Origin of the sequence: Nocardioides sp. L-11A (genome assembly GCA_029961745.1) — a bacterium.
Classification (GTDB): domain Bacteria; phylum Actinomycetota; class Actinomycetes; order Propionibacteriales; family Nocardioidaceae; genus Nocardioides.
The window spans coordinates 299,623-321,700 of sequence record CP124680.1; the positions used below are offsets into that span (position 1 = coordinate 299,623).

Sequence of the window (22,078 nt, forward strand, 5' to 3'; positions counted from 1 at the left end):
CAAGAATCGATCGACGCAGGACAACGAGAACCAGGAGACACCCATGGTCGACACCGCCGCCTTCGAGGCGCTCATCCGCCGCGTGGACACCCTCGAGGCCGAGGCCAGCATCGTCAAGGTGCTCTTCCGGCTCGGGATGACGCTCGACTACGGCGAGCACGACGCCTGGCTCGACTGCTTCGTGCCGGACGCCAGCTTCCAGATGGTCGAGGTCAGCGAGACCGACCGCGTGGTCCGGGTCCAGCACACCAGCAGGGACGCGCTGGCCGCCTTCATCCCGGGGCACTCGCACGCCCCGGAGCACTTCCACAAGCACCTCGTCGGCGACCCGGTGGTGGAGGTGGACGGCGACACGGCCACCAGCACGTCGTACCTGACCCGGATCGACAAGGGTGCGGACGGCCCGTTCCTGTGGTCCTTCGGGCGCTACCTCGACACCTTCCAGCGGTGCGACGACGGCCGCTGGCGGGTCCGCAGCCGGATCATCGAGGTCGAGTCCCGGGCCGCGCCGGTCAAGGCGTCCGACATCGGTTCCAAGTAGACTCCGCCGTGGGCCGCAACCGGTTGCGGTGGGGCAACGACCGGAGGAGAGTGCCATGTCAGCCACGCTGCGTGACGTAGCGGCCGCTGCCGGGGTCCATGCGGCGACCGCGTCGCGGGCGCTCAACCCGGAGACGCTCGGCATGGTCAACCCGGCCACCGCCAAACGGGTCCGGGAGGCGGCCGAGCGACTCGGCTACGTGCCGAACCCGATCGCGCGCAGCCTGAAGACCAACCGCACGCTCTCGCTCGGCGCCGTCGTCCCCGACATCACCAACCCCCTCTTCGCGCCGATCATCCGGGGCATCGAGGACGTCGCGGTCGCGGCCGGCTACAACGTGCTGATCGCCAACACCGACAACGAGCCCGACCGCGAGCGCGACCAGGTCGCGAGCCTGCGCGCCCGGCAGGTCGACGGCCTGATCCTGGCCACCGCACGGATCGAGGACCCGGTCATCTCCACCCTGATCGCCGACAAGGTGCCGATCGTGCTCGTCAACCGGGTCGAGCCCGACCTGCCGATCTTCAGTGTCGCCGGCGACGACGCGTCCGGCATCCGGCAGGCGTTGCGGCACCTGCACGAGCTGGGGCATCGCCGGATCGCCCACATCGCCGGCCCGAGCAGCACCTCGACCGGCGTGGTCCGCCGGCGTACCTTCCAGCTCGAGATCGGCGAGCTCGGCCTGGCCGCGGAGGACTGCCCGATCGTCGAGGCGGCCAGCTATCAGATCGAGGACGGCGCGGGCTGCCTGCGCACCGTCCTCGACGAGCACCCCGGTGTCACCGCCGTCCTCGCGGCCAACGACCTCCTCGCGATCGGCTGCTACGAGGTGCTCGCGGAGCGCGGGCTCTCCTGTCCGGCGGACCTCAGCGTGGTCGGCTTCAACGACATCCCCTTCGTCGACAAGGTGTGGCCGCCGCTGACCACCGTCCACGTCCGGCACTACGACTTCGGTGCCGAGGCGGCGCGGCTGGTCCTCGAGCAGCTGCGCGACCCCGCGATCTCGCCGAAGTCGGTGCTGCTCTCGGTGTCCCTCGTGGTCCGCGGCTCGACCGCCGCCCCTCCTGATCGTTGAGTCGTCGCACCCGGCCCGTCGAGTGGTCGCTTCAACGGGTCGGATGCGACAGCTCGGCGGGAGATGGGCCGGCCGGTCCGGCGGGGAGCGGTGACCAGCGCAGGCCCGGGGCGAAGGTGTCGTCGGGGTCGTACGTCGTGCGGATGATGCTCAGCCGGCGCAGCTCTGCCGGCGACCAGGCGGCCCGGATCCGGTCGGCGCCGCGATCGATCCCCGCGAAGGCGGGCAGCGTCGCGCCGGCGCCGTAGACCGCCATCGTGTCCACAAGCCGGTCGAGTGCGGCGTCGACGCCGAGGCGGTCCCGCTCGGCGGGATCGGGGGCTGCGGCGCCCAGGGCGAACAGGTTGAAGCGCGCCGCGCGGCCGGGCGCGGCGTTCGCCACTGCAGGCGGTGCCGACATCGCGCCGCCCATCAGCCGCAGCTCGCTGACGATCAGCGACGAGCCGGCCGCCTCGGCCGCGTCGAGGAAGGTGGCGATGCCGGCGTGGTCGAGGTCGTCGAGGAGGAGGGAGTCCTGCTGGCTGGGCTTGCGGTCGTCGGGCTCGTTGTGGATCCGGCCCGTGTCGGTGCAGGCCATCGGGCCGATCCCGCCGAGCACCGGGGCCGCGAAGCCGGCCACCACGACGGCGTCCGGTCCGGGTGGGCCCACCTCGGCATAGCGCAGGTGCAGCACCCGCCGGCCGGCGATCGCCGGTGGGAGGCCGGGCCGGTCGGGGACGTTGAGGACGGCGACCGAGGTGGAGACGCTCCCTGGCGCGGTCCGGGCCCAGTCCAGCCACTGCGCGAGGACGCTCGGCGCGTCGTCGATCGCGTAGTAGTAGGACCCCGCGTGCAGCGCGGGCACCGGGGCGAGGTCGAAGGTCAGCTCGGTGACCAGCCCCAGCCCGCCACCGCCGCGCAGGGCCCAGAACAGGTCGGGCTCGGACTCCGCGTCGACCCGGTGCAGGACGCCGTCGCCGGTGACCACGGTGAGAGCGCGGACCCGATCGGCCGCGAACCCGAGGGTGCGCGAGAGGAGCCCCAGCCCGCCGTTGACGGTGTAGCCCACGACGCCCACCTGGCCGGTGGACCCGGCGGCGCCGGTGAGGCCGTGCTCGCCGGCCGCCGCCTGGAGGTCGGCCCAGCGCACCCCGGCGCCGACCGTCGCGGTCCGCCGCTCGGGGTCGACCGCGATCCGGTCGAGCCGACGGGTGCTGATCAGCGCGCCGCCGTCGACCATCCGGGCGCCGTGCCCCGTGGCCTGGAAGCCCACGCGCAGGCCGTCCTCCCGGGCCCGGGCGACGGCGGCGACCACCTCGGCGTCCGTGGTCGGCGCGATCACCCGCGCGGGCCGGTGCACGGTCAGCGTGTTGAAGCAGGACAGCGCCTCGGCGTACTCGGGTGTGCCCGCGGGGACGGTGCGGTCCGCGGTGCCGGGGTCCGGGGTCGAAGGCATGGTCGGCTCCTGCCGTGCAATCGTTTGTGAGTGGCGCCACCGTACCGCAGCCCCGGCCCCGCGGACTGGTCGTCGACCCTGCTTCAGGACGCGCGAACTCCCGGTGAGCCCGTGAGCAGGAGTTGACCTGACGAGATCTCGCGGCGCCGCGGCCGGAAACGACGCCCGGCCAGGCTGAGGCGCGACCACCCGACCCGAGCCCGCCAGGAGCGCCCGATGACCCTGACCAGCCCGAGCGGCGCGCCGCCGCTCGCCCCCGCACCGGACCGGCGCCGTCGGGGCCGGTGGATCGCGGACTGGCGCCCCGAGGACCCGGACTTCTGGGAGAGCACCGGCGCGCCGATCGCCCGGCGCAACCTGGTCTGGTCGATCTTCGCCGAGCACCTCGGCTTCTCCGTGTGGCTGATCTGGAGCGTCAGCTCGGCCTTCCTCGTCGCCCAGGGCTTCGCGTTCTCGCCCCAGCAGCTCTTCCTCCTCGTCGCGATCCCCAACCTGGTGGGCGCGCTGATCCGGGTGCCCTACACCCTGGCCGTGGGCCGCTTCGGCGGCCGCAACTGGACGATGGTCAGCGCGGGGCTGCTGCTCGTGCCGACCCTCGGCTTCGCGTACGCCGTCACCCGGCCCGACACGCCGTACTGGCTGTTCTGCGTGATCGCGGCGACCGCCGGCTTCGGCGGCGGCAACTTCGCCAGCTCGATGGCGAACATCAACTTCTTCTACCCCGCCCGGCTCAAGGGCGCCGCGCTCGGCCTCAACGCCGCGGGCGGCAACCTCGGCGTCGCGCTCATCCAGCTGTGCCTGCCGGTACTCGTCGGCGGCGCCGGCCTCTTCGGGCTGGTCCGGGCCAGCGAGGGCGGGGTCCACCTGGAGCGCGCGGCGTGGGTGTACGCCGGATTCGCTGTCGTGGCCGTCCTGGCCGCCCTGTTCCGGATGGACAACCTCGCCGACGCCCGCGCCGACACCCGCCAGCAGCTGAGCGTGCTGCGGCACCGCCACACCTGGGTGCTGGCGCTCCTCTACATCGGGACGTTCGGGTCGTTCATCGGCTACTCCGCCGCCCTGCCACTGCTGATCAAGCTCAACTTCTGGCACCAGGCCGGGCCGGGCGTCCCCGGCGCCCCGGGGATCGGCATCGAGTTCGCCTCCTACGCCTTCCTCGGCGCGCTGGTCGGCTCGGTCACCCGCCCGCTCGGCGGCCACCTCGCCGACCGGTACGGCGGCGCCCGGGTCACGCTCCTCGCCTTCGCCGGGCTGGTGCTCGGCACGCTCGGCATCCTGGGCACGCTGTCCCTGCTGACCCCGATCCCGACCACCGGGGTCGCGGCGCAGGCCGCCGCCGTCGATGCCAACGCGGCGGTGTTCCCGCTCTTCCTCGGCGTCTTCCTGCTGGTGTTCGCCTGCACGGGCATCGGCAACGGATCGACGTACAAGATGATCCCGGCCCTCCACCGCGCCGACGCGGTGCTCGCGACGGCCGCGGGCACGCCCGAGCGCGAGCTCGCACTGCTCGGCGGCACGCGGCGGTCGTCGGCGGCGGTCGGCATCATCGGCGCCGTCGGCGCGCTCGGCGGCTTCCTCATCCCGATCACGTTCAACAGCCCGTGGGTCAGCGAGCCGCTGGCCGCCACCCGCAGCGCGTTCGCGGTCTTCGCCGCGTGCTACGTCCTCTGCCTCGTCGTCACCTGGGCGGTCTACTGCCGGCGCGGGCAGCGGTACGCCGAGGCCGGGATCTGACGCGGGGGTGTGCTGTTCACCTACCGAAATTGTCGCTGGAACGCCCCGAGCACGACAAATTCGGTAGGTGAACCGTCCGGACTCAGATCACGCCGAGGGCCAGCATCGCGTCCGCGACCTGGGTGAAGCCGGCGATATTGGCACCGACGACGTAGTTGCCCGGCGCGCCGTAGGTCTCGGCAGTGTCCAGGCAGCGGGCGTGGATGCCGACCATGATCTGCTCGAGGCGCTCCTCGGTGTGGGCGAAGCTCCACGAGTCGCGGGAGGCGTTCTGCTGCATCTCCAGCGCGCTGGTCGCCACGCCGCCGGCATTGGCCGCCTTGCCGGGCGCGAACGCGACGCCGGCGTCGGTCAGGACCTTCACGGCCTCGGGGGTGCAGGGCATGTTGGCGCCCTCGGCGACGACAGAGCAGCCGTTGCGGACCAGGGTCAGCGCGTGCGCGCCGTCCAGCTCGTTCTGGGTGGCGCAGGGCAGCGCGATGTCGCAGGGGACCTCCCACACCGAGCTCTCCGGGCGCTCGGCGCCGCCGGCGACGAAGCGAGCCGACTCGCGTGCCTCGGCGTACGCCGACAGGCGCTCGCGGCGCACCTCCTTGACCTCTTTCAGCAGGTCGAGGTCGAGCCCCTTCTCGTCGACGACATAGCCGCTGGAGTCGGAGCAGGCGACGACGATCGCGCCGAGCTCGGTCGCCTTCTCGGCGGCATAGATCGCGACATTGCCGGAGCCCGAGACGACGACGGTCTTGCCCTCGAAGGAGCTCTTGCGGGCCTTGAGGATCTCGTTGGCGAAGTAGACGGTGCCGTAGCCGGTCGCCTCGGTGCGGACCAGCGAGCCGCCCCAGCCGATGCCCTTGCCGGTGAGGACGCCGGACTCGTAGCGGTTGGTGATCCGCTTGTACTGCCCGAACAGGTAGCCGATCTCGCGGCCGCCGACACCGATGTCGCCGGCGGGGACGTCGGTGTACTCGCCGATGTGGCGGTAGAGCTCGGTCATGAACGACTGGCAGAAGCGCATCACCTCGGCGTCGCTGCGACCCTTCGGGTCGAAGTCCGAGCCGCCCTTGCCGCCGCCGATGGGCATGCCGGTGAGGGCGTTCTTGAAGATCTGCTCGAAGCCGAGGAACTTGATGATGCCGAGGTAGACCGAGGGGTGGAAGCGCAGGCCGCCCTTGTACGGGCCGAGCGCGGAGTTGAACTCCACCCGGAAGCCGCGGTTGAGCTGGACCTGTCCGGCGTCGTCGACCCACGGCACCCGGAAGATGATCTGGCGCTCGGGCTCGCACACGCGGCGGATGATCGCGGCGTCGGCGTACTCGGGGTGACGGGCGACGACCGGACCCAGGCTGTCCAGCAGCTCGCGCGTCGCCTGGTGGAACTCCGATTCGCCGGGATTCCGGGCCAGGATCTCGTCGAAGATCGGCTGCAGGGTCGGGTTCAGATCGTTCACGATGCTCCTTCAGACGCACGAGGACGCCGCCCACAACGCTGTGGTGGTGTCTCTCGGAAGTTCCTAGCGTCTCATCTCCGTGACCATCCTGTGGACGGCGGGTCCTCCGGTGAGACTGTGAGGACTCGTTGACAGGGAGTGGCACCGGCGCTCCCCGGCGTGAAATGCGGATGTCGTCGAATCGGTTCATGCCCGCTCCCGCGACCCCCACGCACTGCCCCTACTGCAGCCTGCAGTGCGGCATGACGCTTGCCCGTGCGGGTCGGGTCGGCATCGAGATCGGCGTCTGGAATGAGTTCCCGGTCAACGCCGGCGCGCTGTGCCGCAAGGGGTGGACCGCGGGCGGGCTGCGCGGCAGCCGGGAGCGGCTCACGACGCCGTTCGTGCGCGACCGCGGGACCGGCGAGCTCCGTGCGGCGCACTGGGACGAGGCACTCGACCTGGTCGCGGACCGGCTTCGGACGCTGCAGGAGGCGCACGGGAAGGACGCCGTCGCCGTCTTCGGCGGCGGAGGCCTGACCAACGAGAAGGCCTATCTGCTCGGCAAGTTCGCCCGGGTCGCCCTCGGCACCAGCCAGATCGACTACAACGGCCGCTGGTGCATGAGCTCGGCCGCCAGCGCGGCCGACCAGGCCTTCGGCGTCGACCGCGGCCTGCCCTTTCCGTTGGCCGACATCGAGCACACCGACGTGGTCGTCCTGGTCGGCTCCAACCTGGCCGAGACCATGCCGCCGGCGGCGCGCCACCTCGACCGGCTCCGCGAGCGCGGCGGCCGGGTCGTGGTCGTCGACCCCCGGCGCACCCCGACCGCGGAGCGCGCCGACCTCTTCCTCCAACCTGTGCCCGGCACGGACCTCGCCCTCGCGCTGGGCGTGCTGCACCTGCTCGATGCCGGGGGCGCGGTGGACGAGACCTATGTCACGGCCCGGACGACCGGCTTCGCCGACGTACGCCGGGCGGCGGCCGCGTGGTGGCCGGAGCGGGTCGAGCGCGTCACCGGTGTGGGCACCGACGAGCTGCGCGCCCTCGTCGCCCTGCTCGGCGGGGAGCGGAGCGGCCGACGCCCGCGGGTGATGGTGCTGACCGCCCGCGGTGCCGAGCAGCACGCGCAGGGCACCGCGACCGTGCTGGCCTGGATCGACGTCGCGCTCGCCCTCGGGATGCCCGGCAAGGAGTACGCCGGCTACGGCTGCCTCACCGGCCAGGGCAACGGCCAGGGCGGGCGCGAGCACGGCCAGAAGGCCGACCAGCTGCCCGGCTACCGGATGATCGACGATCCCGCCGCGCGGGCCCACGTCGCCGGGGTGTGGGGCGTCGACCCCGCCACGCTGCCGGGCAAGGGGCGCTCGGCGTACGAGCTGCTGGAGTCGCTCGGCGTCGGCGGTGGGCCGCGCGCGCTGCTGGTCCATGGCTCGAACATCGCGGTCAGCGCGCCCAACGCGACCCGGATCACGCAGCGCCTGGAGTCGCTGGACCTGCTCGTCGTGTGCGACCTCGTCCTCTCCGAGACCGCCGCGCTCGCCGATGTCGTCCTCCCCGTCACCCAGTGGGCCGAGGAGACCGGCACCATGACCAACCTCGAGGGTCGGGTGATCCTGCGGCGGCAGGCGGTCGCGCCGCCCGAGGGCGTGCGCAGCGACCTCGACGTCATCGCGGGCCTGGCGTCCCGACTGGGCTCCCCGGCCGCCTTCCCCACCGACCCGGAGGAGGTCTTCGCCGAGCTGGGCCGGGCCTCCGCGGGCGGCCGGGCCGACTACTCCGGCATCAGCTACGCCCGGATCGCCGCGGAGCACGGCGTGTTCTGGCCCTGCCCCTCGCCCGACCATCCCGGCACGCCCCGGCTGTTCGCGGACTCCTTCGCCACCCCCGACGGCCGCGCGCGCTTCGTCGTGCCGGAGTACGCCGGGCCGGCGGAGGAGCCCGACCCGGCGTACCCGGTGCACCTGACGACGGGCCGGGTGCTCGCGCAGTACCAGTCCGGCGCGCAGACCCGGCGGATCCGCGACCTCGCCGACGACGGCGCGTTCGTCGAGCTGCACCCGATGCTCGCCGAGCGGATCGGCGCCGCCGACGGCCGTCCGGTCGTGGTCCGCACCCGCCGCGGCGAGTTGCGTGCTCCCGCCCGGGTGGTCACCACCATCAGGCCGGACACCGTCTTCGTGCCCTTCCACTGGGTCGGCGCCAATCGGCTCACCAACGACGCCCTCGACCCGGTCAGCCGGATGCCGGAGTTCAAGGTGTGCGCGGCGCAGGTGCTGGTGCCGATCCCCGCACCGGCCTGAGCCGTCCGGCTCACACCGTGCGCACGCAGGTGCACTGCGCGGCGGCGAGCGTGCCCTGCGCCGCCTCGGCCTCCGCCCACGCCCGCCCGGCGCCGACCAGGGCCGGCTCCCGCGGCGCCGACTCGACCGGCACCCCCTCGCGTACGAAGACCGGGCGGGTCCACAGCAGCCGCGCGGCGACCGCGCCGGCGGCCGCGAGGACCAGCAGGATCGACCAGGCGGTGGTCAGGCCCACGCCGGTGCCGACCCAGCCGGCCACCGGATAGGTGACCAGCCAGGCCAGGTGCGAGAGCGAGAACTGGGCGGCGAACAGCTTCGGCAGCGCGTCGGGGGTGGCCGAGCGGCGCAGCACCCGGCCGGTCGGGGTGACGATCAGGGCCATGCCGCCGCCGACCGCGATCCAGATCGCGCCGGTGACCGCCCACGCGGTCGTCCCGCTGGCCGTCATCGCCAGGGCCGCCGTGACCGCGGCGACCAGGACGGTCGCGCCGGTCATCATGACGGTGCGGTCCGCGACCCGGTCGAGGACCCGCGGCAGGGCCACGGCGACGAGGAGGGTGCCGCCGCCCGAGGCGGCCAGCATCCAGGCCACGTCGGCCTGGTCGCCGCCGAGGACGTCGCGCACGTAGTTGACGGTGTTGACCACCACGATCGCGCCGGCGGCGGCCACGACCAGGTTGAGCGCCATGATCCCGCGCAGCCGGGGCGTGCGGGCGAAGCTCTGGATCCCCGACGCGATCCGCTCCCAGGTCTTCGCGCCGGCTGTCGGGCGCGCGTTGGGGATCGCGGTCGACATGACCAGGACGGCCGAGACGGCGAAGCCGAGCGAGGTGCCGACGAAGAGCCGGTCGAACGACATGAAGGTCAGCGCCACGGCCGCGAGCACCGGGCTCAGCAGGCTCTCCATCGTGTAGGCGACCTGGGACGCCGAGAGCGCCCGCGTGTACTGGGCCTCCTCGGTGACGATGTCGGGGATGACGGCCTGGAAGGTGGGGGTGAACGCCGCGGACGCCGATTGCAGGAGCGCGATCAGCACGTAGATGTGCCAGACCTCGCTGACGAACGGCAGCGCCAGGACCACGCCGGCACGGACCACGTCGAGCAGGGCCAGGAAGAGCCGGCGGGGGAGCCGGTCGACGAACGCCGCCGCGAGCGGCGCGATGACGACGTAGAGCACCATCTTGATGGTGAGGGCGGTCCCGAGGACCGCGCCGGCGTCCCGGCCGGCCAGGTCGTAGGCGAGGAGGCCGAGCGCGACGGTCGCCAGCCCGGTCCCGAAGAGCGCGATGATCTGAGCGGCGAACAGGCGGCGGAAGTCGCGGATCGCGAACAGGCTCACAGCGGTCTCCTTTCCAGCGGTGCGGAGTCTCGGACTATACCCCCGTGGGGTATTGATCCGCCGCAACGGCGCCCCGCCGTCGGCTATTCCTGGCCGCCGCCCGGTGTGACCGAAGCGACCTGGGCGGGTGGCGTCAGCGTCGCTGCCAGATGTGGAAGTCGTCGTACGCCGCCTGCTCGCGGTCGCGTCGGAGGGTGACTCATCTCGCGAGCCGGTGCGTAGGGATCCGGCGCCGCGAACGGATGCCTGCAAGCGATCGTCAGGGTTCGAGCAGGTCGAGGTAGGAGCGCCGGGCCTTCATGGCGTGGATCAGGAGCTCGCCGCCGCTGTCGAATCGCAGCACGACCAACTCGAGCAGCCGGCCGCTCCGATCGAATCCGAGCCGTAGTTGTCGAGACGGCATGTCCTCGTCCAGATCGCTGACGAAGACCGCGGACCGGGCGGCGTGGACGGCGTCGGCCGGATCGACGCCGTGCTTGAGTGCGGCGTCGTGAACCTTCACGCGACGTAGGCGCGGATCGCTGCTCGAATCGCCTCGGAGCGGCTGACGTGGTCCTTCTCTGCGCGCTCGGTGAGCGCCGACAGCAGTGTCTCGTCGATGCGGACCGGAACGACCTGCCCCGGTCCGTCACCGACGGGCCTGCGCCCGCGCTTGCGGAGCTGGTCGACGTCGTATCCGCGCTCGGCCTCGTCGGCCCACTTCTGGACGTCCTGGTCGGTCACCGGGACGCCGTTGATCTTGTCCACCAGATAATCGTAATACGAAAATGGCTTGGATCAAGGTCCCGGGGACGCGTCGCGACGATCCTCGATCCGGCGCCAGATGTGGAAGTCGTCGTACGCCGCCTGCTCGCGGTAGTGCTCGACGAAATAGTCCTGCACCCCGCTCGCGTCGACGCCCCAGGTGGCGAGGCTGGCGCCGGAGACCACCACCCAGCGCGGTGCGTCCGGACCGGTCAGGACGGCCCGCAGCTCGGTGAGCTCGGGGTCGAGGACGCGGACGGGAAGGCTCCACAGGTGCTCGTACGGGCTGGACAGCCCGCTGCCCACGACGATGTCGGGGCGCCCGAAGGCGACCACCACGCCGTCGCCGGGGGCGGCGTGGTCGCGCAGGTAGTGCGCGATCTTCGCGTCGAGCGCGATCGCCGGGTTCGCGGGGTTGATCAGCTGCTCGGTCCAGGCCGTGGCCGTGGCGATCAGGGCCAGGCCGAGGCAGGTGGACAGCACCCGGCGGACCGCCGTCGTCGGGCGGACCAGGCAGGCGAGGACCACGATGCCCGGGACCAGCCCGGTCAGGTAGTGCAGCCAGTAGCTGCCGCCCGCCACCACGCCGACCAGCTCCCACCCGGCCAGGGCGAGCCCCGCGAGCGCGAGCGGCGCGCCGCGGGGCCGGTCCCGGATCGCGTCGCGGGCGTTGAGGAGGGCCACCGTGCCCAGGGTGAGCGCCGCGCCGCTGGCGAGGAAGGCGAGGGTGAGCAGGAGCATCCGGTGCGAGGTGTTGGCACTCGCCGAGGTGTCGATCACCTCCCCGGCGCGGAGCCGGAAGACCACGACGGCCTGCCAGAGGTCGGCGGGAGAGGTGCCGCGCTCGGCCGCGGAGGCGAGAGCGGCGGCCAGGACGACGACCGAGCCGGCCGCGAAGGAGCCCGCGGCCCGGCCCAGGCCGGCGACGCCACCCCGGCACAGGATCATCAGGACCGCCGCGAACACGAAGACGTCGATGACGTTCTGCTTGACCAGCGCGGCGGCCATCGCCGCCGCGCCGGCCCCTGCGGCGAGCAGGACCGGTCGGCGACCGGCCGGCATCGACAGCGCCGCGACCAGCGCGACCACGCCGAGCAGCACGAACGGCGCCGCGAGCAGCTCGCCGTTGGTCTCCGGCATGCCGAGCAGCGGGCTGGACAGCAGCGCCGCGGCGAGGACGGGGACGGCGCGGGTCGTCCAGCGCGTGCCGGGGGCCGCCAGGTGAGCCGCGAGCAGCCCCGCGAGCAGGACGACAGCCGCGCTGGCCAGCCCGCCGAGCACCATCACCGCCGGAGCGGACACGCCGTCGTCGCCGAGCCCGATCGGGCCGAGTCGGGCGGCGGCACGGAAGATCCAGATCAACAGGGGCGGCCGGTCCACCCAGTGGTCGCCGTACAGGGAGCTGCCGTGCTCCCACTGCTGCCCGAGGGCGAGGAACCCGGCCGCGTCGGAGGCCAACGGGGTGCGCAGGAACGGGAGCCACGCGGCGAACGCCATCGCGCCCGCGAGGTAGGAGGCCCGGGACACGTGCACGTCACGGGGAGTGGGCCTCAGCATGGCTCGACGCTAGCCGGGCTCCCTGACGGCTGCTCATGGCGGCGACCCGGTGAGGTCGTGAGGAGTCGTTGACATCGGGGTGCGGGCCCAGCGCCGCGGCGCGAAACCTCGGTGACCTTCGATGGCTCCCATGATCGGCCCACCGCACACCGACCCACCGCGCCGGCGGCTCGTCGTCGTCGGCTCGGGCATGGCCGCGACCCGGCTGGTCGAGGAGCTGGTCGCCCGGCGGGCACCGGAGCGGATGGACATCACCGTCCTCGGGGACGAGGACGCGCCGCCGTACAACCGGATCCTGCTCTCGGCCGTCCTCGAGGGCACCCACCGGCCGGAGGCGCTGACGCTGCGCGCCCCGGAGTGGTACGCCGGCCACGGCATCGACCTGCGTCTCGGCGCCCGGGTGCTCGGCATCGACCGTGCGCGACGCGACGTCATGCTGGTCGACGGCACCCTCGTGGAGTACGACGCCCTGGTGCTCGCGACCGGCAGCATCCCGTCGCTGCCGCCGATCCGCGGGCTGGTCCGGATGGACGGCTCGCTGCACGAGGCGGTGCACGCCTTCCGCTCCCTCGCCGACTGCGCCCGCCTGGTCGCGGCGCTGCCGGACAGTCGCCGTGCCGTCGTCGTGGGCGGCGGCCTGCTCGGCCTCCAGGTGGCCCGGGCGCTGGGCACGCGCGGCATCGCGACCGAGGTGGTCGAGGGCGGCGAGCACCTGCTCCACCGGCAACTGAGCGCCCCGGCCGCCGGCATCCTCGGCCGGGACCTGAAGCGGCTCGGCGTCGCGGTCTACACCGGCGCCCGCGCGGTCCGGCTGGTCGACGGTCCCCGCGGGCCCGCGCTGCGGCTCGACAACGGCTGCACCCTCGACACCGACCTGGTCGTGCTCGCCGCCGGCGGCCGGCCCGCGACCGCGCTGGCCCGTGGGGCGGGGCTCGAGGTGCGCCGCGGCATCGTCGTCGACCACCGCCTCGCCAGCGTCACCGACCCGGCTGTCCACGCGCTCGGCGACTGCGCCGAGACGGTGTCGCCGGACGGGCAGGGCCGCAGCCCCGGCTTCGTGTCGCCGGCCTGGGAGCAGGCCGCTGTCCTCGCCGCCATCCTGACGACACCGGTTGGCGAGGACACCCCGACGTACGACGGCGCCCGGATCGTCGCCCGGCTGCGGGCGACCGACCTCGACGTCGCCGTGCTCGGGGACGCCACGGCCGAGATCGCCGCCGGGGGCGAGGTGGTCGAGCTCGCGAACCCGCTCTCCGGGTCGCACCGCCGCCTCGTCGTCCGCGACGGGCGGATCGTGGCGGCGACCCTGGTCGGCGACCTGTCCCGGGTGGGTCTGATCACCCAGCACTTCGACCGGCGGACGGTCCTCGGGCCGGCGGAGCCCGGCCGCCTGCTGATGCCGGAGCGGACGGGGGCGGGCGACGACAGCGCGGTCGCGCTCCTCCCGGACGACGCGGAGGTGTGCGCCTGCGCGGGCGTCACCGCCGGCCGGATCCGCGCCTGCTCCTCGCTGGAGCAGATCCGCGACACCACCCGCGCGACCACCGGCTGCGGTGGCTGCGCCGGCACGGTGCGGCAGCTGCTCGGCAGCGGCGCCGACCACGCCGTCCTCGTCACGAAAGGCGTATGAGATGAACCAGCGCAGGCACCTGGTGGTCGTCGGCCACGGGATGGTCGGCCACCGCCTCGTCCAGGCGGCGATCGAGCGCGGGCTCACCGCGACCCACGACATCACGATCCTCGGCGAGGAGCCGCGCCCGGCGTACGACCGGGTCGCGCTCACCTCCTTCTTCGAGCGGGGTGCCGAGGCACTGTCCCTCCTCCCCGGCGGCGGGTACGACGACCCGCGGGTCCGCCTGCGCCTCGGGGCCGAAGTCGTGGCGATCTCCCCGCGCCAGCGGGTGATCACGCTCGCGAGCGGCGAGGACCTGCACTATGACGAGCTGGTGCTGGCGACCGGCGCGACCCCGTTCGTGCCGCCGGTGCCGGGCAGCGACCTGAGGAACGTCTTCGTCTACCGCACCATCGAGGACCTCGAGGCGATCCGTGCGGCGTCGCGGAAGGCGAGGGTCGGTGCGGTCATCGGGGGCGGCCTGCTCGGCCTGGAAGCCGCCAACGCGCTGCACCAGCTGGGCCTGGAGACCCACGTCGTCGAGCTCGCGCCGCGGCTGATGGCGGTCCAGATCGACGACGCCGCGGGCTCCACGCTCAACCGTCACATCGAGACCCTCGGCCTGACCGTGCACACCGGCGCGATGACCGAGGCCGTGCTCGGCAAGGACAAGGTCACCGGCCTGGCGCTCAAGGACCGCAACCCGCTCGACGTCGACCTCGTCGTCTTCTCCGCCGGCATCCGTCCCCGCGATGCGCTGGCCCGGGCCGCCGACCTCGACATCGCCGAGCGCGGCGGCATCCTGGTCGACGAGCGCTGCCGCACCAGTGACGAGCACATCTGGGCGATCGGTGAGTGCGCCGCTCCGGGCGGTCGGATGTACGGCCTGGTCGCGCCCGGCTACGCGATGGCCGAGGTCGTCGTCGACGCGCTGCTCGGCGGGGAGGCCGGCTCCTTCACCGGTGCCGACATGTCGACCAAGCTCAAGCTGCTCGGCGTCGATGTCGCCTCCTTCGGCGACGCCTTCGCCGCGGACGAGGCCGCCCTCGAGGTCGTGTATGCCGACGCGGTGGCCGGCGTCTACAAGAAGCTCGTGGTCAAGGAGCTCGCGAGCGGTGGCTACGAGCTGCTGGGCGGCATCCTGGTCGGCGACGCGTCGTCGTACGGCGTGCTCCGCCCGCTGGTGGGCTCCGGCATCGAGCTGCCCGACAACCCGGAGGAACTGATCCTCCCGACCGCGCGCGGCGGCGTGGAGATCGGCCTGCCCGACGACGCGCAGGTCTGCTCGTGCAACGACGTGACCAAGGCCGAGATCGTCGCGGCCCTCGCCGAGGGGGGCACCTGCGACGACGCCGGCTGCGTGACCGCCTGCACCCGCGCCGGGGCCACCTGCGGGTCGTGCAAGAGCGTGGTGAAGAAGATCGTCGAGGGGCACTTCGCCGCCACCGGGCGCACCGTCGACAAGTCCCTGTGCGAGCACTTCCCGCTCACCCGCCAGGAGCTCTTCGAGGTCGTCGCGGTGCACGGCTACCAGCGTTTCGACGACATCGTGGAGGGCCACGGCCGGGGCCGGGGCTGCGACGTCTGCAAGCCGGCGGTCGCCTCGATCCTGGCCAGCCTGCTCAACGACCACGTGCTCGACGGACCCAACGCGACCCTGCAGGACACCAACGACGCCTATCTCGCGAACCTGCAGAAGAACGGCACCTACTCCGTCGTCCCGCGACTGCCTGGCGGCGAGGTCACGCCCGACAAGCTGATCGTGATCGGCGAGGTGGCCCGCGACTACGGTCTCTACACGAAGGTCACCGGCGGTCAGCGGATCGACCTGTTCGGCGCCCGCAAGGAGGACCTGCCGGCGATCTGGAGGCGGCTGGTCGAGGCCGGCATGGAGTCCGGCCACGCCTACGGGAAGTCGCTGCGGACCGTGAAGTCGTGCGTCGGCTCGACGTGGTGCCGGTACGGCGTCCAGGACTCGGTCGGCCTCGCGGTCGAGCTCGAGCTGCGCTACCGCGGCCTGCGCTCGCCGCACAAGCTCAAGGGCGGCGTCTCCGGCTGCGCCCGCGAGTGCGCCGAGGCTCGCGGCAAGGACTTCGGCGTGATCGCGACCGAAAAGGGATGGAACCTCTATGTCGGCGGCAACGGCGGCGCCGTACCCGCGCACGCGCAGCTGCTCGCCGGCGACCTGTCCCGCGAGGAGCTGATCCGCTACCTCGACCGCTACCTCATGTACTACGTCCGCACCGCCGACCGGCTGCAGCGCACGGCGCCCTGGCTGGACGAGATCGGCGGACTGGAGCGGGTGCGCGAGGTCGTCGTCGACGACAGCCTCGGGCTCGGCGACGAGCTGGAGGCGGCGATGGCCCGGCACGTCGACTCGTACTTCGACGAGTGGCAGGCGACGATCGACGACCCGGCCAAGCTCGCGCGCTTCGTCTCCTTCGTCAACGCCCCCGACCAGCCGGAGGTCTGCCCGGTCGACCGGATCGCCCGTGAGTCCGGGGTGTCCGCGCTGATCGACGGGGAGGCGGTCGCCGTCTTCCGCACCTACGACGACGAGCTGTTCGCGCTCTCCGACGTCGACCCGCGCGGTGGCGCGGCCGTGCTCTCCGGCGGCATCGTCGGGACCCGCACGGTGGCCGGCGAGGAGGTGCCCTTCGTCGCGAGCCCGCTGCTCAAGCACCACTTCGACCTGCGCACGGGCGTGTGCCTGGACGACGCGAGCCTCGCGGTGCCGACGTACGACGTCCGCGTGGTCGACGGCATTGTGGTGGTGGGCGCGCGACGCGGGACAATCGCGTCGTGACTGACCTGCCCCTGTCCGGTTTCACGATCGGTGTGACGGCGGCGCGCCGGGCCGAGGAGCAGATCGCGCTGCTGGAGCGGCGCGGTGCGTCCGTGATCCACGCCCCGGCGCTGTCGGTCGACCCCAACCGGATCGACGAGGACGCTCTGCGTGCCGCGACCGAGGAGGTGCTCGCCCAGCCCGTCGACATCTTCGTCGCCACCACCGGCATCGGCCTGAAGTCCTGGTTCACCGCCGCCGAGCGCTGGGGCCTGCTCGCCGAGCTCACCACCCATCTGGGCGGCGCGGAGATCCTGGCCCGCGGGCCCAAGAGCGTCGGCGCGCTGCGCAGGTTCGGCCTGCGCGAGCTGTGGGCGCCGGAGTCGGAGGAGTTCGAGGACGTGCTCGCGCACCTGCGCGGGCGCGACCTGCGGGGGCGCCGGATCGTCGTCCAGGAGCACGGCCAGTCGCTCTCCCTGGCGGCGCACGCGCTGCGCCGGCTGGGTGCCGACGTCACCACCGTCGCCGTCTACCGGGTGGAGGGCGCGGCCGACCCCGAGCCGATGTTCGGCCTGATCGAGGCCGTCGCCGAGCGGCGGGTGCATGCCGTGACCTTCACCGCCGCCCCCGCGATCGCGGCCATGATGGAGGCCGCCGGCACGACCGGGCACCGCGACGAGGTCGTCGGCGCCTTCCAGGCCGACGTGGTCGCCTCCTGCGTCGGACCGGTCACCGCCGCGGCCTTCGAGATGTGGGGCGTGCCGTCCATCCATCCCGACCGCTCCCGGCTGGCCGCGATGGTCAAGCAGCTCGAGGTGGAGCTGCCGTCCCGCGCCGCCGGCACGTCGTTCGACGTCGCCGGCCACACCCTGCTCCTGCACGGCGAGGACGTGCTGCTCGACGGCGTCGAGGTGCGGCTCTCGCCCGCGCCGTACGCCGTCCTCCAGGCCCTCCTCGTCAACCCCGGCACCGTCGTGTCCCGCCGCGACCTGCTCGCCGCGCTCCCCTCCGGCACCGCCGGCTCCGAGCACGCCGTCGAGATGGCCGTGGCCCGGCTCCGCGCCGCCCTCGGCACCCGCTGCGTCCAGACCGTGGTGAAGCGCGGCTACCGCCTGGCGGTCGCCCCGTGAGGTCGAATCCCGCCGTAGCGTCATTCGCTCCGTGGGCTCGAGCCCACAGAACGTATGACGTTGCGCCCGGACCCCACCTGGTCACCGTCGCCCACGGCACCCGCACCGCGGCCGGCAACGAAGTGGCTCGCGCCCTGACCACCGCGGCCGCGCGTCGTCTCGGCTGGCCCGCCACGGCGTCGTACGTCGAGCTGTGCGCGCCGACGTTCTCCGAGGTCCTGGTCGAGGCGGCGCAGAGCACCGCGCCGACCGTCGTGGTCCCGCTGCTGCTCTCGACCGGGTACCACCTGCGCCACGACCTGCCCGCCGCCGTCGGGGGAGCGGGCCGCGGCGACGTCCACCTCGGCCGGGCGCTCGGTCCCGATCCCCTCCTCGCCGACGCCCAGGCCGAGCGCCTCCGCGGCGCCGGCGCCGCGGCCGGCCAGCCGGTGGTCATGGTCGCCGCCGGCTCCACCGATCCGGCCGCGACCGCCGACCTCGACGCCGCCACCCGTCTGCTCGGCCAGGCCTGGGGCGCCCCGGTCCGCTTGGCCACGCTCTCGGGCCGCGGCCCCCGCCTCGCGGAGGTCGTCCGGCCGGGGGACGCCGTGTCGCCGTACCTCCTCGCCACCGGGCACTTCCACCACCGGGCCCGCCGCGACGCGTGCGCCGCCGGCGTGCGGGTCGTCGCCGATGTCCTCGGCGCCCACCCACGGGTGGTGGATCTGGTGGTTGAGCGTGCCCTGGCCCTCGTCCGGTCCGCGACGCACGTCCCGGCTTGAGCTGACTGGCCCGATCGACAAGTTTCCGACGATCCACCGCGGGATCGTCGTTGCTCTGGAACGCTGAAAGCATGTCTGCCTCCGTCCGGCGTGTCTTGATCCACCTCGCGGCCCTCAGCCTGCCGCTCGGCGGCGCCGTCGTGCTCGCCCCGCCTGCCTCCGCGGCCGTCACGCGGAGTTGGGTGTCCGGCGTCGGCGACGACGCCAACCCCTGCTCGCGGACCGCGCCGTGCAAGACGTTCGCCGGCGCGATCGCCCAGACGGCGGCCGGTGGCACGATCAGCGTGCTGGACCCCGGCGGCTTCGGCTCGGTGACCATCACCAAGTCGATCACGATCGACGGCACCGGCACCAACGCCTCGATCCTCGCCACGGGCACCTCCGGCGTCCAGATCAACATCGCTGCCGGCGGCCACGTCGTGCTGCGCGATCTCGACATCAACGGCTCCCGTGACCCGGTCGACGACTCCTGTCAGGGGACGATCGGGGTGGTGGTCCGGAACCGGACGAGCGTCACGATGGAGAACGTGCGGATCAGCGGCTTCGACCAGGGCGTCGCGACGCCGCTGAACGCCGGTGGGGCGGACGCCCGTGCCGATCTCGTCATCCGCAACAGCGAGATCGTCGACAACTGTGCGACCGGTGTCAGTGTCGAACCCGCCTCGGCGGGCCGATCGGCCCAGGTCGCGATCACCGACAGCTCGGTCGTCCGCTCCGGCGCTGGCATCCGGGTCGCGTCTGGGAGCGAGGCATGGGTCTCCCAGACGGCCATCGTCTTCAACGGCGTGGCCCTGGCCGGCGCGGGGCCGATCCACTCGCTGTGCGGCAACACGTTGGCGGGCAACGTCACGCCCTCGTCGTTCACCGACGAGCGCTGCGACAACCAGCCGCCGCCGGCGCCGCTCGCGTACTGCACGGTGCCCTCGCTGAAGAAGAAGACGGCCAGTGCGGCGAAGGCGGCGCTGACCGCCGTCGGCTGCGCGTTGGGCAAGGTCACCAAGAAGAAGGCGCCCAAGAAGCTCCGCAAGAAGGTGCTCGCGCAGTCGGTCCCCGCCGGCACCAGAGTGGCGCCCGGTACGTCGGTCGCGGTCACCCTCGGCAGGTAGCCCCGCCGAGCCTCGCCCGTCGCCTACCGTCGAGGACGAGGGGCGCCGGCTTCCGGGCGTCCGCCGCGACGTGAGAGGAGCCCGTCATGACCGAGGCGTGGGAGGGCGTGGTCGTCAAGAAGTCCCGCGGCCTGGACGACGGCGCGAACCTGTATCGGCGCCTGAAGGTCCGCACGACCGACGGATCGGTCGCGAAGGTCTGACGCCAAGCGGTCCGCAAGCCCGCCGCAAGCGCCCCCGGCGACCCTCGGGGGCATGAGAAGACATCTCCTCCCCGTCCTCGCCCTGGCGCTCGCGCTCCCCGCGAGCGTCGGCATCTCCGCCAGCGCCGAGGCCGCCAAGCCGCGGTGCGGCGGCGCCAAGGCGACCATCGTGGGCACCAACAAGGCCGACAGGATCAAGGGCACCAAGAAGCGTGACGTGATCGTGGCGCGCGGCGGCAACGACCGGATCAAGGGTCTCGGCGGCAACGACGTCATCTGCGGTGGTGGCGGCAACGACACGATCGACGGCGGTGCCGGCCAGGACTGGGTGCACGGCGGCGCCGGCCGGGACCTGATCGCGTTGGGGCCGGGCAACGGCGGCATCGGGTACGGCGACGCGGGCGACGACACGATGGCGACCGGTGCCCCCGGGCAGGCGCTGTACGGCGGCGAAGGCAACGACCTGCTCAAGACCTCGTGGCCGGTGACCCTGGTCAACGGGGAGGGCGGTGACGACACGCTGATCGGTGGCCCCGACGCGGACCAGCTCAACGGCGGCGACGGCAACGACCACGTCTCCGGTGGCGGCGGCGACGACGTCCAGCTCAACGGCGGTTTCGGGGTCGACACGTGCGACGGCGGCCCGGGTCGCGACCAGTGCAACGGCGGCGCGCCGGGGGGTCCGGAGAACTCACCGGGCGATCCGGACATCTGCACCGCGGAGGTGATGCGGTCGTGCCGCGGCGACGCGCTGCCCGAACGGTGGGCCGGCGCGATCTCGGGCGTGACCCGACTCGAGCCCGCCCCCGGCATCGTCGAGCTCGCGACCTGGACCCTCGACGTGATCGTGGTGAAGGACCAGGACTTCAACGGCGAGATCTTCTACCGGCTCGAGGAGGCCGAGGGGACGTACTCCGCCACGCGGGCGAGCACCTGCAGCTTCGACAGCTCCGGGCCGTTCGACGAGGCCGAGCTGTGGGCCGACCTCCGGGTGCGCAAGGAAGGCACCGGGTTCTACTTCGAGCTCGGCGGCCCCGAGCTGCTGGAGGTCACCCTGGTCTGTCCGGAGAGCCAGCGCGTCCACCTCGCCTCGCTGCTCACCGGCGGGCGGGTGCTCGAGGGCGTCCGCAACCCGGAGACCGGACGGATCGTCGGCGGGTCGCGCCTCGACCTCGCGGACAACTTCTACCGTGAGTGGCAGTTCGACCTGGCGCCCGTCACCCCGGGCCTCCCGTAGCCCGCCCCGGCGCTCGTCGTACCCGGCATTCCGGTCGCGCATCCGCCGTCAGGGGGACCCGGATGCCGGGTACGACGGCGGTCGGGCCCGCCCTCACCGCCGCCGAGTCCTGTTCACCCGGCCGTCGTCCGGCGGTCGGCGACCGTGCAGGCGCCCGCCACCACGACCCGCTGTGCTCTGCACCGCCCCGGCGGCCGCCGGGGCGTGGTGGCAGGGCTCCCCGAGTCGTGCGTCGATCGAAGCGAGGGTTCATGCGCGCGTGCCTGCGGGGAGCCGTCCTGTCTCTGGGGATCGTGACGGCGACCACCGGCGTCGACTCGGCGGCTGCCGCGGGTCCCCACGCGCCCGACACCGTGTCGGCGCATCCCTTCGGGGACCCGCAGACCGCTGACATCACGACGACGGCGCAGGGCGTGCAGGTGCGGTGGCAGGCGGCACCGGACGACGTGACCGCACTGGCGATGCATCTCGGCGTGCTCGCCGAGATGCGCACCTACGTCTTCCAGGACGGGGCGCTGGTCCCGGCCGAGTCCGACGACTCCGACGGGGTCGTGCTCGCCGGGGCGCCGGCCTTCGCGACGTACCTGCTGGAGCATGTCGCCGTCACCGTCGGTGGTCGCGCGTGCACGGGTGCGCTCGAGCCGCTCGCGGACGTGATCGCCGAGGGTGCCACGCTGAGCTTCGACTGCGGCGGCCCGGTCCGGGCCGCCGACGTCGAACTGGACCTGCTGGTCGACCTGCACGAGTCCTATCGGACGCTGGCGACCGGACCGACCGGGCAGCGCGCCGCCTACTCGGCGGCCGAACGCGTGCACGCCTGGACGTTCCCGGCCGCCCCGGCGGGTATGACCGGAGGCAACGCCTCCGCGGCCGACGCCGACGGGTCGGGAGGGGCCGGAGGGTCCGGCAGGAGCGCACTGGTCCAGCTCGGCGGTGTGATCGGCGGGGCGGTGGCCTTCCTCGGCATGATCCTGGCGTGGCGTCGCCGACGGACGCGGACCACAACTGTTCACCGCTGATTCGGCGACTGGCCCGAACCTGCCGGGCGCCGGTTCATCCGTCCTCGATGAGGTGCTCCTCGGGTGCGCGT

General features: G+C 73.2%; 16 protein-coding genes and 2 pseudogenes. 12 read left to right on the forward strand and 6 right to left on the reverse strand.

Going from position 1 to position 22,078, the window contains the following annotated elements:
- Positions 1-43: 43 nt before the first annotated feature.
- Positions 44-541 carry a nuclear transport factor 2 family protein gene (locus tag QJ852_01410; GenBank protein WGX97106.1) on the forward strand — a complete coding sequence of 166 codons (498 nt, stop codon included), beginning with the start codon at positions 44-46 and terminating at the stop codon, positions 539-541.
- 55 nt (positions 542-596) lie between these two features.
- A complete protein-coding gene (locus tag QJ852_01415; GenBank protein WGX97107.1) occupies positions 597-1,616 on the forward strand; it encodes a LacI family DNA-binding transcriptional regulator in 1,020 nt (339 codons plus the stop codon).
- A 31-nt stretch (positions 1,617-1,647) separates the two neighbouring features.
- Here the strand turns inward: QJ852_01415 and QJ852_01420 are convergent, their stop codons facing one another.
- Positions 1,648-3,051, reverse strand: coding sequence for an FAD-binding protein (locus QJ852_01420; protein WGX97108.1), 1,404 nt, complete (start codon positions 3,049-3,051; stop codon positions 1,648-1,650).
- 216 nt (positions 3,052-3,267) lie between these two features.
- Between QJ852_01420 and QJ852_01425 the strand changes: the two genes are divergently transcribed.
- Positions 3,268-4,785 carry a nitrate/nitrite transporter gene (locus QJ852_01425; GenBank protein ID WGX97109.1) on the forward strand — a complete coding sequence of 506 codons (1,518 nt, stop codon included), beginning with the start codon at positions 3,268-3,270 and terminating at the stop codon, positions 4,783-4,785.
- Between the two features lie 82 nt (positions 4,786-4,867).
- On the opposite strand, the gene gdhA is transcribed toward QJ852_01425, so the two are convergent.
- Complete coding sequence (gene gdhA / locus QJ852_01430) at positions 4,868-6,223, reverse strand: NADP-specific glutamate dehydrogenase (GenBank protein WGX99515.1); 1,356 nt, start codon at positions 6,221-6,223, stop codon at positions 4,868-4,870.
- Positions 6,224-6,420: 197 nt separating this feature from the next.
- On the opposite strand from gdhA, the gene QJ852_01435 reads away from it, so the two are divergent.
- A complete protein-coding gene (locus QJ852_01435; GenBank protein ID WGX97110.1) occupies positions 6,421-8,514 on the forward strand; it encodes a molybdopterin oxidoreductase family protein in 2,094 nt (697 codons plus the stop codon).
- Between the two features lie 10 nt (positions 8,515-8,524).
- Here QJ852_01435 and QJ852_01440 read toward each other — a convergent pair whose 3' ends face one another.
- From QJ852_01440 to QJ852_01455, 4 genes are all read right to left on the reverse strand, one after another.
- The gene (locus QJ852_01440) at positions 8,525-9,853 is read right to left on the reverse strand and encodes an MFS transporter (GenBank protein ID WGX97111.1); all 1,329 of its coding nucleotides are present in this window, start codon (positions 9,851-9,853) and stop codon (positions 8,525-8,527) included.
- Positions 9,854-10,112: 259 nt separating this feature from the next.
- A complete protein-coding gene (locus tag QJ852_01445) occupies positions 10,113-10,355 on the reverse strand; it encodes a hypothetical protein (protein WGX97112.1) in 243 nt (80 codons plus the stop codon).
- A complete protein-coding gene (locus tag QJ852_01450; protein ID WGX97113.1) occupies positions 10,352-10,600 on the reverse strand; it encodes a ribbon-helix-helix protein, CopG family in 249 nt (82 codons plus the stop codon). Before QJ852_01450 ends, QJ852_01445 begins: the two co-directional genes overlap by 4 nt.
- A gap of 30 nt (positions 10,601-10,630) precedes the next feature.
- The gene (locus QJ852_01455) at positions 10,631-12,154 is read right to left on the reverse strand and encodes a hypothetical protein (GenBank protein ID WGX97114.1); all 1,524 of its coding nucleotides are present in this window, start codon (positions 12,152-12,154) and stop codon (positions 10,631-10,633) included.
- Between the two features lie 130 nt (positions 12,155-12,284).
- On the opposite strand from QJ852_01455, the gene QJ852_01460 reads away from it, so the two are divergent.
- The 8 genes and pseudogenes from QJ852_01460 (at position 12,285) to QJ852_01495 (ending at position 22,007) form a co-directional block, all read left to right on the forward strand.
- Positions 12,285-13,784, forward strand: coding sequence for an FAD-dependent oxidoreductase (locus tag QJ852_01460; protein ID WGX97115.1), 1,500 nt, complete (start codon positions 12,285-12,287; stop codon positions 13,782-13,784).
- A gap of 1 nt (position 13,785) precedes the next feature.
- Positions 13,786-16,215: pseudogene (gene nirB / locus QJ852_01465) on the forward strand (nitrite reductase large subunit NirB).
- 18 nt (positions 16,216-16,233) lie between these two features.
- Positions 16,234-16,572: pseudogene (gene nirD / locus QJ852_01470) on the forward strand (nitrite reductase small subunit NirD).
- Entirely contained in the window at positions 16,569-17,681 is a 1,113-nt protein-coding gene (locus QJ852_01475; GenBank protein ID WGX97116.1) for a uroporphyrinogen-III synthase, read from the forward strand. The pseudogene nirD and the gene QJ852_01475 overlap by 4 nt, the downstream one beginning before the upstream one ends.
- Entirely contained in the window at positions 17,678-18,442 is a 765-nt protein-coding gene (locus QJ852_01480; protein ID WGX97117.1) for a CbiX/SirB N-terminal domain-containing protein, read from the forward strand. The genes QJ852_01475 and QJ852_01480 overlap by 4 nt, the downstream gene beginning before the upstream one ends.
- A 71-nt stretch (positions 18,443-18,513) precedes the next feature.
- Positions 18,514-19,548 (forward strand): PASTA domain-containing protein, encoded by a 1,035-nt coding sequence (locus QJ852_01485; protein WGX97118.1) that lies wholly within the window; start codon positions 18,514-18,516, stop codon positions 19,546-19,548.
- 255 nt (positions 19,549-19,803) lie between these two features.
- Positions 19,804-20,988: a calcium-binding protein gene (locus QJ852_01490; protein ID WGX97119.1), complete on the forward strand. Its 1,185-nt coding sequence runs from the start codon at positions 19,804-19,806 to the stop codon at positions 20,986-20,988.
- Between the two features lie 293 nt (positions 20,989-21,281).
- Entirely contained in the window at positions 21,282-22,007 is a 726-nt protein-coding gene (locus QJ852_01495) for a hypothetical protein (protein WGX97120.1), read from the forward strand.
- Positions 22,008-22,078 lie beyond the last annotated feature (71 nt).

What these genes read in the sequence shown, in the direction of transcription:
- QJ852_01410 (WGX97106.1), top strand. Translation starts at nt 44, where the DNA reads ATGGTCGACACCGCCGCCTTCGAGGCGCTCATCCGCCGCGTGGACACC.
- QJ852_01415 (WGX97107.1), top strand. Translation starts at nt 597, where the DNA reads ATGTCAGCCACGCTGCGTGACGTAGCGGCCGCTGCCGGGGTCCATGCG.
- QJ852_01420 (WGX97108.1), bottom strand. Translation starts at nt 3,051, where the DNA reads ATGCCTTCGACCCCGGACCCCGGCACCGCGGACCGCACCGTCCCCGCG.
- QJ852_01425 (WGX97109.1), top strand. Translation starts at nt 3,268, where the DNA reads ATGACCCTGACCAGCCCGAGCGGCGCGCCGCCGCTCGCCCCCGCACCG.
- QJ852_01435 (WGX97110.1), top strand. Translation starts at nt 6,421, where the DNA reads ATGCCCGCTCCCGCGACCCCCACGCACTGCCCCTACTGCAGCCTGCAG.
- QJ852_01455 (WGX97114.1), bottom strand. Translation starts at nt 12,154, where the DNA reads ATGCTGAGGCCCACTCCCCGTGACGTGCACGTGTCCCGGGCCTCCTAC.
- QJ852_01460 (WGX97115.1), top strand. Translation starts at nt 12,285, where the DNA reads ATGATCGGCCCACCGCACACCGACCCACCGCGCCGGCGGCTCGTCGTC.
- QJ852_01485 (WGX97118.1), top strand. Translation starts at nt 18,514, where the DNA reads ATGTCTGCCTCCGTCCGGCGTGTCTTGATCCACCTCGCGGCCCTCAGC.
- QJ852_01490 (WGX97119.1), top strand. Translation starts at nt 19,804, where the DNA reads ATGAGAAGACATCTCCTCCCCGTCCTCGCCCTGGCGCTCGCGCTCCCC.